Source organism: Alistipes sp. CAG:29 (assembly GCF_000435435.1).
Taxonomy (GTDB): Bacteria; Bacteroidota; Bacteroidia; order Bacteroidales; family Rikenellaceae; genus Alistipes; species Alistipes onderdonkii.
This window is the reverse complement of the sequence record NZ_FR893419.1, coordinates 1-8,564: the sequence shown is the minus strand read 5'-3', so window position 1 is coordinate 8,564 and position 8,564 is coordinate 1. Positions and strand designations below refer to the sequence as shown.

The 8,564-nt window shown below is 41.4% G+C and carries 8 protein-coding genes; all 8 read left to right on the top strand.

Annotated features, from left to right (window positions below; all coding sequences use genetic code 11):
• The coding region (locus QVP03_RS03095) for an asparagine synthase-related protein (protein WP_288210617.1) at positions 1–1,553 on the top strand (1,553 nt) is incomplete at its 5' end.
• Positions 1,554–1,571: 18 nt separating this feature from the next.
• On the top strand, positions 1,572–2,324 hold the full coding sequence (locus tag QVP03_RS03090) for an acyltransferase (protein WP_022332156.1): 753 nt from the start codon (positions 1,572–1,574) through the stop codon (positions 2,322–2,324).
• Positions 2,284–3,576, top strand: a complete 1,293-nt coding sequence (locus tag QVP03_RS03085; RefSeq protein ID WP_229126883.1) for a hypothetical protein — start codon at positions 2,284–2,286, stop codon at positions 3,574–3,576. The genes QVP03_RS03090 and QVP03_RS03085 overlap by 41 nt, the downstream gene beginning before the upstream one ends.
• Before the next feature lie 4 nt (positions 3,577–3,580).
• Positions 3,581–4,894, top strand: coding sequence for a hypothetical protein (locus QVP03_RS03080; RefSeq protein WP_022332154.1), 1,314 nt, complete (start codon positions 3,581–3,583; stop codon positions 4,892–4,894).
• Between the two features lie 9 nt (positions 4,895–4,903).
• Positions 4,904–5,287 carry an acyltransferase family protein gene (locus QVP03_RS03075; protein WP_022332153.1) on the top strand — a complete coding sequence of 128 codons (384 nt, stop codon included), beginning with the start codon at positions 4,904–4,906 and terminating at the stop codon, positions 5,285–5,287.
• Positions 5,277–5,954, top strand: a complete 678-nt coding sequence (locus QVP03_RS03070) for an acyltransferase 3 (RefSeq protein ID WP_022332152.1) — start codon at positions 5,277–5,279, stop codon at positions 5,952–5,954. The genes QVP03_RS03075 and QVP03_RS03070 overlap by 11 nt, the downstream gene beginning before the upstream one ends.
• Positions 5,939–7,093 (top strand): O-antigen ligase family protein, encoded by a 1,155-nt coding sequence (locus tag QVP03_RS03065; RefSeq protein ID WP_022332151.1) that lies wholly within the window; start codon positions 5,939–5,941, stop codon positions 7,091–7,093. The genes QVP03_RS03070 and QVP03_RS03065 overlap by 16 nt, the downstream gene beginning before the upstream one ends.
• Positions 7,090–8,226 (top strand): glycosyltransferase, encoded by a 1,137-nt coding sequence (locus QVP03_RS03060; protein ID WP_022332150.1) that lies wholly within the window; start codon positions 7,090–7,092, stop codon positions 8,224–8,226. The genes QVP03_RS03065 and QVP03_RS03060 overlap by 4 nt, the downstream gene beginning before the upstream one ends.
• The last annotated feature ends 338 nt before the right edge of the window (positions 8,227–8,564 follow it).

Here is an 8,564-nt window from a genome sequence, read left to right as displayed (position 1 = left end):
GGAAGAGCGGTATGTTAAATATGATGCGTGATTCAATGGGGCAGAAATCTGGATATTATTATTTTGATTCGCTTACAGAACGGTTAGTTGTGGCGACCAATATGCACGATATCGCTTATAATGTTTCCACAGACATAAATAAATTCTATACGGATTTTTTGCTTTATCAGCAGTTCATACCTGATGGTTATACTATTTACGAAGATGTGAATGAGGTGCGTATTGGTGAGATGTTGCACTATATACCAAGAGGAACCTTGCAATCTATTGAGCGAGAATCATTGCCGATCGAGTATTCTGAGAACGATTATTCGGAGGAAGAAAATATACGTCTGCTGCGTGAAAAGATATTGGAAGTACATGCTGATTGGGCTGGTGAAAATAATGTGGTTTATTTATCCGGAGGCATAGACTCTTGTGTAATGTTAGCTTCATTACATAATATTTGTCCGGAACAAACACGAGTTGTTTCCTATCGTATTGCGGGAAGTTCGCAAGATGAAACTATATATGCTCAAGAATTGGCTTCTTATTTAGGGTATAATACGGAAGTTGTGACGGTCGATCCAGCAGATCCTAAAATTGTGGCTGATTATGAAGATGATTTACAAAAGATGAATAATCCAGTTTTTGGAAATTGGATATTTCGGCCTCATTTATCAAACGACATTTCAGTGCGTTATTTTGCTGGACAGGATACCAGACTTCATACTCCTTCAGTCAATAGCGTAGATATGAAGGTAATTGATCGAATATCTCATCAGGGAACAGGTGGTTGGGGGGCATTCGGTAAAGGAGTGGTGGACTTGTATGAGCGGCTTTCCTGTCTTTTGAAACTCTATAATGCGGCTGACCGAAGAGTGAAGTACTCCCATCTGCTTGTCAATGCGTTGGTACCCGAATGGTTTATCCTGCGAAGGAAATTTATGGCCGATCCGGTCAAATACAAAACCTGGAGATACGATATGTCCAATTTTGAGAAAATCTGCGATTGGTACCGGGTTGATTTGCATGCTGGAATGAGTTCCAGGGAGATATTTAATCGACTTATCGAGAAAAAATGGCAGGAGCAGTATACCGATGATATTCGTTATATGGTCGATATGGCCCATAATCGCGGGGTTACTACGGTACTACCCTTCTACGAACAGCGTTTCAATCAATTTGCATCGACTATTCCTTGGAAATTGGCGAACAAGACTATGGCTGGACTTGATGGATTCAGCAATAAACCTGTACGCGTCAATAAATATGTTCTGCGCAAAGCTTTTGAAAAAGAATTGCCCTGGAATATTATGGTAAGAGCTAAAGCCGTATCACTCTCCAGTCATCTGATGATGAACGGTGTTCTGGGTATTCGGGTGGAGCAGACCTTGCGCGACGATTTACGCTCTTCCGACTCTTTTTGCCGGAGATTTGGCTACCAAGCCAAAGCCCGTGAAATCATTGCACACCGGAGTAAATGGGAGATGAAAAACTCTTATATGGTTACGTTTGCCAATTATCTGAGCGCCCTCTGTGTCTATTATCGGAAGAACGTAGTTAAAAAATAAAATAGAGAATCGATTCTTATGAAGCGTTGGCTTATCGCATCTATTTTGTTTCTGTTACCTTCGTGTATCGCATTCCCTCTTGTAAGGATATTTGGCGGGGAAGGGTATTCCTTCGGCCGTAAAAGCAGAATTGGGTTTTCACTGATCCTGACTTCAGGTATTTACCTGGGAGAAGGGGCTGTGATTCAAAGTGGGAACTTAATTCTCACGAAATCTATTCATCTGGGCACTCGATCGCGCATTCAACGCATGAATTTGCTTAAGGGGCGTTTCCGAGTGCAATTGGATGCTGAAGCCGTTATCAATAAATACAACAGGATTCTTTCGGCAAGTTCCAATCTGCGCGAATCGGAACTAATCCTGGGTATAAATGCCATAATCGGCGTATCGCATTTTATCGACATGACGGCCAGTGTCCGTCTCGGTGCAAACTCCATTTTAGTTGGCATCGGAAGTCAGCTCTGGACTCATGGGTTCTATCATAGCAGATCTGGAGCAGCACGCTGGAGAGTGGACGGCAGCATCTCAATTGGACAAAATGTCTATGTCGGTTCGCGCGTATTGATTTGTTCGGACGTATGTATTTGTGATGCTGTGACTGTAGGGGCCGGGGCTGTAGTGGCTAAATCGCTCACTGAGCCGGGGCTTTATGTTGGGCAGGCTTTGCGTTACAAAGAATTTGATCCGGATCAGGCCATCTGCCATTACGCTAAAGTGGCAGATCGAATTTATGAAAAGCGACAGTCTCACAAAAATGGTGGTGCACAATAAAAGCCTGCTCTTTAAAAAGGTGCGGGATAACATCCTGTTTTTTGTATTGTCAAAGGGAGTTGCCTTCTTGGCCCCTATTTTTTTTCTTAATTTTGTTTCCCTTGAAGAGTATGGTGTAGTGGAATTCTCCTACGCGCTGGGGAGTGTACTCGCCGTCGTGGCTATGTTGGGTTTAGGGGGGGCTTATCCTTATTTCGTGCTTCGTCGGGGGGAAAGGGATAAAAAGCAGGTTTTTATGCTCTATGGAGTTCCTGTACTGGGGATAGCCGTCATAGCCTGTTTGTTGCGTTGGTACGGAGCGATCGGTCAACGATTTTCGCTAATTTTGCTTTTTACCTTGATTTTTGCACTCCAAAGGCTCTACAGCTCTATCCTCAAATCGGAAGACAAGGGTTGGCTGGGTGTATTGTTCGACGGGGGATATTATTTCATATTGACAGGAGTGATTTTGGTCATATGGAGTTTCGGAATCACTCATCATGTTATGCTCCTTGAAGCGGCCATGCAGGTTTACCTTTTTGTGTTGGGCGGGTTTTATGTGCGACAGTTTTATAAGCTCCACACCAAAAGCATACCTGCCCTGCTGCACGACGACTGCGGCGAGATTCTTCGTTACAGCCTGCATATGGTTGTCTCCGGAATTATTATCTATTGGCTTACGTCCAGTGCCAGAATCTATATCGCTTACTTTATGGGGTATGAACAAGTGGGCATTTACAGTTTTTATTTTCGTCTGGCTGGTATCGCTATCATTATTCATCAGTTTTTGTATATCGCCTTTTTCCAAAAGCTCTATATGGGGAATAGCCGTCGACTCGATCTCTATTATACAGCGATTATGGGCCTAGTGCTGTGCGGTTGTCTGGCCTGTTATCTGTTCGTGCCCTTGCTTAGCCGCTATTTCTTAAAAGGTCTTTCGATCGACAATGCCCGGCTGTTTTTTCTAATAGCCCTTCAGATGCCCTTATGGGTGGGTATTTCGCTTTGTGAAGGTCTTGTGGGCAGAGAGAATCAGATTCGACAGATGAATTTGCGTGTCATTGTACCGGTCATGTTGTTGCCTGTGGCGCTATACTTACTTCAAGGCCGTCTGACGATCGAGCTTTTTACATTGCTCAATGCGGTGACTTTTACGATAGCTTTGGCCATTCAGCACTGTTTGCTGAGCAGGCGCGGCATCAAACTCCGCAAATGTTCTATTTTGAGTTTGGCTTTGTTTGCGGCATCCATTGTAATTTATTTTACGGTATGATATTATGAAAATATTATTTGTCGAAAATCGTTTTCGGACGAGAATATGGGAAACTTTTGCTGATTGTCTGATTAATGACGGGCACCAAGTCCTTTTTTTGGTGCAAAATCATTTGTTCCATCCTCGATGTGGGCGTGTTTGGGTGATACCTTATCCGAATAAAACCCAGTTGGAAGAGCCAACAGAAGCCGATCGCTCATTAATATTATCCGATCGTAATATAAACTATTTCGGACATCGGTCGACGGGGCATTATACCTATTATCGCAAGCTGATCCGTGATTTTCTGGAGAAGGAACGACCCGATGTAACTTTTGGTGAAAGTACTGCTTTCCATGAATTGCAGACGATTGATCTTTGTCGAGAACTTTCCATTCCCTATTTACAACCTTCGACCTGCCGGTTTCCTCCTGGCCGTTTTTCCTTTTATCGTTACGATACGCTCGAACCCTTTTCCGGCTCGGGTGAAACAATGTCTGACGAACAGGCAATAAAATTGATCAACAGTATTGTCCATCGCACTATTAAGCCCGATTATATGCAAAAGTATAGGGCGACGCTTTCAACTCGGTTGAAACGATGGAATGATTTGATACACCTTTCGGTCGCCTATCTTGGTGGAGAACATTACAATACACCTGCTCCCTGGGTGAAATTGCGGATTGAACGTCAACGGCGTAAACTGATCCGTAAATGGAATGCATTGGCCGAAAGCCGTAATGTGGGGTCGTTTAAAAATAGTTTCCGGTTACTCTATCCAATGCAAATGCAGCCCGAGGCTAATCTGGATGTATGGGGACGTCCTTATCGTAATCAATTGGAAATGCTCCATCATTTGTACGACAGCCTACCTAGTGGTGCGGTGATTTTCGTCAAACCGAATCCCAAGTCGAAATATGAACTCACGGAAGAGTTACTCGCTTTTATTGCTTCTCATGAACGGATCGTTCCTTTGCGTCATTCAGTTCGTATGGATGAGGTGCTTCCCAAGATAAATATGGTCGTGACAGTGACTGGAACAATAGCAATCGAGTGTATACTTGCAGATATTCCGGTTGTAACAATGGTGCGCACGCTCAATAATGATATGAAAAATTGTCCATTTGCTGCGTCGTTTGAAGAATTGAGAGCATGGATGGATAAAGTCCCTCGCGGTGAATTTCCGCGCACGGATACTTTGGATAAAATCCGATTTATCAATCGGTTGAACAATACCAGTTTTCCGGGAATCCCCTATGAGACCGTATTAAACGAGCAGAATGTCGAGACCTGTATGATGGCTTTTCGTAAAGTGTTGAAAGAGTTGAATAGCAAATAAAATTTCCACATGAATGAGCAAGCCTTAAATATATCTACAGGGCGTAAATACTGGATAGATGTGTTACGGGCTTTAGGCATAATCCTGGTAGTTCTGGGGCATGTTTCGAAAGAGCCGAATACGGTGATTTTTATTTACGCGTTCCATATGCCTTTGTTTTTTCTTCTTTCCGGTTTCTTGTTTAATAGGCATCGTTATGATCTGCGTACCTTCATCATTCGCCGGTCTCAAAAATTGCTGCTACCTTATGCATTCTTTTATCTGTTGACGCTGCTATGGTGGTGGCTGGTAGAGTGCAATTTTCCCCCCCCCTGTCTGCTCTGGGATCACTTGGTGGCAACGTCTGATACCGCTAATGTGGGGATCGAATATAAACGGTTGGATGAGTCATAACATCGTATTGTGGTTTTTGCCCGCACTTTTTTCGACCGAAGTATTGGCGCGGTTGTTAGCTGACTATATTTGTTGTCGAAAAACAATCTTTGTAGTTTCTGTCCTTTGTGCTGTTTTGGGGCTGGGACTTTATACAAAGGGAATTGAGTGGCTTCCAATGGGGCTGAATGTCGCGCTGGTTGCCCTGCCTTTCTATGTGACCGGGTGGATGGTTGCAGAGCGGGTTCAGTATTGGACGCATGTTCGGCATGTAATACTTGTCGCTGTTGGTTGCTGCTTATTATTGCTCATTGCCGTGCATGAAGGTTGGGCTACGAGGATTGATATGGCCAGTGGCCAGTATGGCTGTTTTTTGCTTTTTCTCTTATGGTCGGGTGTCGGTTGTATGATGATGATAGCCATTGCAATAGCATTAGGTCGTGTAAGCTGGATAGAACATATCGGATATAGTACATCGACACTGGTAATCATGGCTATACATGGTATTATCTTGCGTATTGTAATTTTCACAATAAGTCGGATGACAAATGTGGGAACAGGCGATTTGCGCGAAAATCTATGGATTTGCATTCTAATTACAATGATTGTAATCGGAGTTTGTCTCCCGTTCGTAGGGTTGTATAAAAGATGTGTAAATAAGTTAATATGCAGATGTATAAAAAACTAATAGTTTTTTTTATCTTTTTAATGTTGTTCGGAGAAGCCTATGGTGAAACGCTGATTGGATCAACATATAGATATGTATTCGTGGTATTGATTATTGTGCTATTATGCAGCTATTTGTTTATCTCGGGGGGCGTGCAAATTAAACCTCTTGATAAATTCCCATTCAATTGTGCTGTATCATCGTGGTGTTTATTATTGATTTCAGTCCCTTTTTGGTCTTATTATCATAATATTTATTCATATGGAGGCATCGTTGTAGCATTTATAGTTTATCTGTTAGATTTCAAATTCGTTTATAAATTAATCGTCGGGTTTGTCTTTTTGTCTTTAGGTTTGACGGCTTACGAATTTGTTACTCATAAATTGTTATTTGTTAATGTGTTGAATGGAGTTGTGTTTGATGAAGCTTTGTTTGGCGGAAATCTTGGTGTTTTTCGGGCAAAGGGGCTATTTTGGGGGCCTACTGTACTTGGAATGTTTATGATAACCGCATTTATTTTAGCCAATAAGAATTTATGGTTATTGTTTTCCGCTATTCTGTCTTGTTTTTTTGCGAATGCTCGACTAGGGATTATATTATTGTCAATCCCGTTAATTGTTTTGTTGTTTAAACGGAAAAATATAAAATATTTATGGATTGTTGTACCAATATTTATTGGCATAATGAACTATGCTTATATGCATGCGGGAACTTCTGTAGAAAGGCTGTTAGCATTGAGTGAAGGTGAAAATCAAAATGCCAGAATCTATTACTGGACGAAAGGGATAAACTTGTTTCTGGATTATCCGTTGCAAAGTATCATTTTTGGAAATAATGGGTATTATAACAGTATCTATGATAATAACCCAGAAAGTGGTTGGATTTGTTTATTAACAGATAATGGAGTAATAGGATTTTTTTTCTATCTCTTGCCTTTATTGTATTGTCTACATCGATTTTTAATAAACAGGAAGTGGTACAATTTGATGCTTACCTTATTATTTATCGTTTTTAATTTTACCATTACAGGACATTTGTCTGGAACAGGGAATTTCATGTATTGGTTGGTAGTTTTTGAACTTTTTAACAAGGCAAAGTATGGATGCGGTAAGTTAGATTCGCCGGTACTTTTAAAATATCATTATCCCAAATTGGCATGAAGGTTTTACATATTGGTAAATTTTATCCCCCGTTCTGTGGCGGTATCGAAAAAGTGAATTACGATTTAGTTGAAAATTTGAATAAGATTGAGAATTGTAATGTGGATGAACTCTGTTTCCAACATTTGGCCGGCAACGAAACGGATGACTTAACTCCCGCTTATCGATTATTCCGGGTGCCGATTCGTACCATTTTTCATTCGACTCCCATCTCGATGCGTTATTTTTCCGTTTATCGGAAAATTCGCAACCATTATGATATTATTCATCTTCATTTACCTAATCCATGGGCTGCTTTAGCTCCTTTATTGTTCCGGACAAGGGCGAAAATCGTACTCCATTGGCATTCGGATATTGTCAAACAAAAGAGTCTGATGATATTTTACCGCCCGTTTCAGACGATGCTGTTACGTCGCGCAAGCCGAATTATCGTTACCAGCCGCAACTATTTCGATAGTTCATCTGATCTGCAGCCTTATGTTAAAAAAGTCCGGGTCGTCCCGATCGGTCTCGATACCGAACATCTTATGTTTTTACCTGGAATTGATCAAACAATCAAAACGCAATATCCGGGAAAGAAAATCGTGCTGAGTATCGGTCGGCTTACTTATTATAAAGGTTTTAGGTATTTGATCGAAGCGGCTTGTAAGCTGAGGGACGATACGATCGTCCTCATTGGCGGTTGTGGGGAGTTGCAGGATGAATTGGAACGTCTCATTAAGCAGAAGGGGGTTGCTGATCGTGTGAAATTAATCGGGCGTATTCCGCAAGAGCAGATAGGAGCCTATTTTGCGGCGGCGGATTTATTTTGTTTGCCTTCAATTGTTCGCACGGAGGCTTTTGGCGTGGTATTGGCCGAAGCCTTGGCGATGGGGGTGCCGATTGTAGCGTGTGATATCCTTGGATCTGGGGTTAATTGGGTAAATAAACATGGAGATACGGGGCTGAATGTCCCTGTATGTGATTCTCAAGCTCTATCTGCTGCAATTAATAAAATATTGGACTCTCCCGAACTGTTAACTCGCTTCAAAATGAATTGCAAAAAGAGATATGAATCTTTTTTTTCTTTGAAAAAAATGGTTTATAAAGTCTATGAAATTTATGACGAGATATTGAATAGTAAGCTTGGATAAAAGTTAGAGATAAAATCACTTATAGCTGTTATGTGTATGTCTATGAGAAGAGCTATATATTTTCGACTACAAATGTTTGTCAGAATGGGACGATAAGTTCGATTAAGTCTAAATAAAATGGTAGGTATAGACTTATTTTAATACAGATGAGGTGGTTGCTTTATATATTAATATTACTTATTTTGTTTTATCTTTTTCTGTGGTGGAGCATTCGCAAAGCCCCGGTTATGAAGGACGATGAACGAGACGTGCGGCGTATTTCCCGCCTTCTGGAACGCCTTAATGAGAAGTGGAGCCGAAATAAAAAATAAACAAAAGCCGGAGAATTCTCCGGCTTT

Coding starts and splice junctions, on each gene's coding strand:
- QVP03_RS03090 (WP_022332156.1), top strand. CDS start 1,572: ATGAAGCGTTGGCTTATCGCATCTATTTTGTTTCTGTTACCTTCGTGT.
- QVP03_RS03085 (WP_229126883.1), top strand. CDS start 2,284: ATGAAAAGCGACAGTCTCACAAAAATGGTGGTGCACAATAAAAGCCTG.
- QVP03_RS03080 (WP_022332154.1), top strand. CDS start 3,581: ATGAAAATATTATTTGTCGAAAATCGTTTTCGGACGAGAATATGGGAA.
- QVP03_RS03075 (WP_022332153.1), top strand. CDS start 4,904: ATGAATGAGCAAGCCTTAAATATATCTACAGGGCGTAAATACTGGATA.
- QVP03_RS03070 (WP_022332152.1), top strand. CDS start 5,277: ATGAGTCATAACATCGTATTGTGGTTTTTGCCCGCACTTTTTTCGACC.
- QVP03_RS03065 (WP_022332151.1), top strand. CDS start 5,939: ATGTATAAAAAACTAATAGTTTTTTTTATCTTTTTAATGTTGTTCGGA.
- QVP03_RS03060 (WP_022332150.1), top strand. CDS start 7,090: ATGAAGGTTTTACATATTGGTAAATTTTATCCCCCGTTCTGTGGCGGT.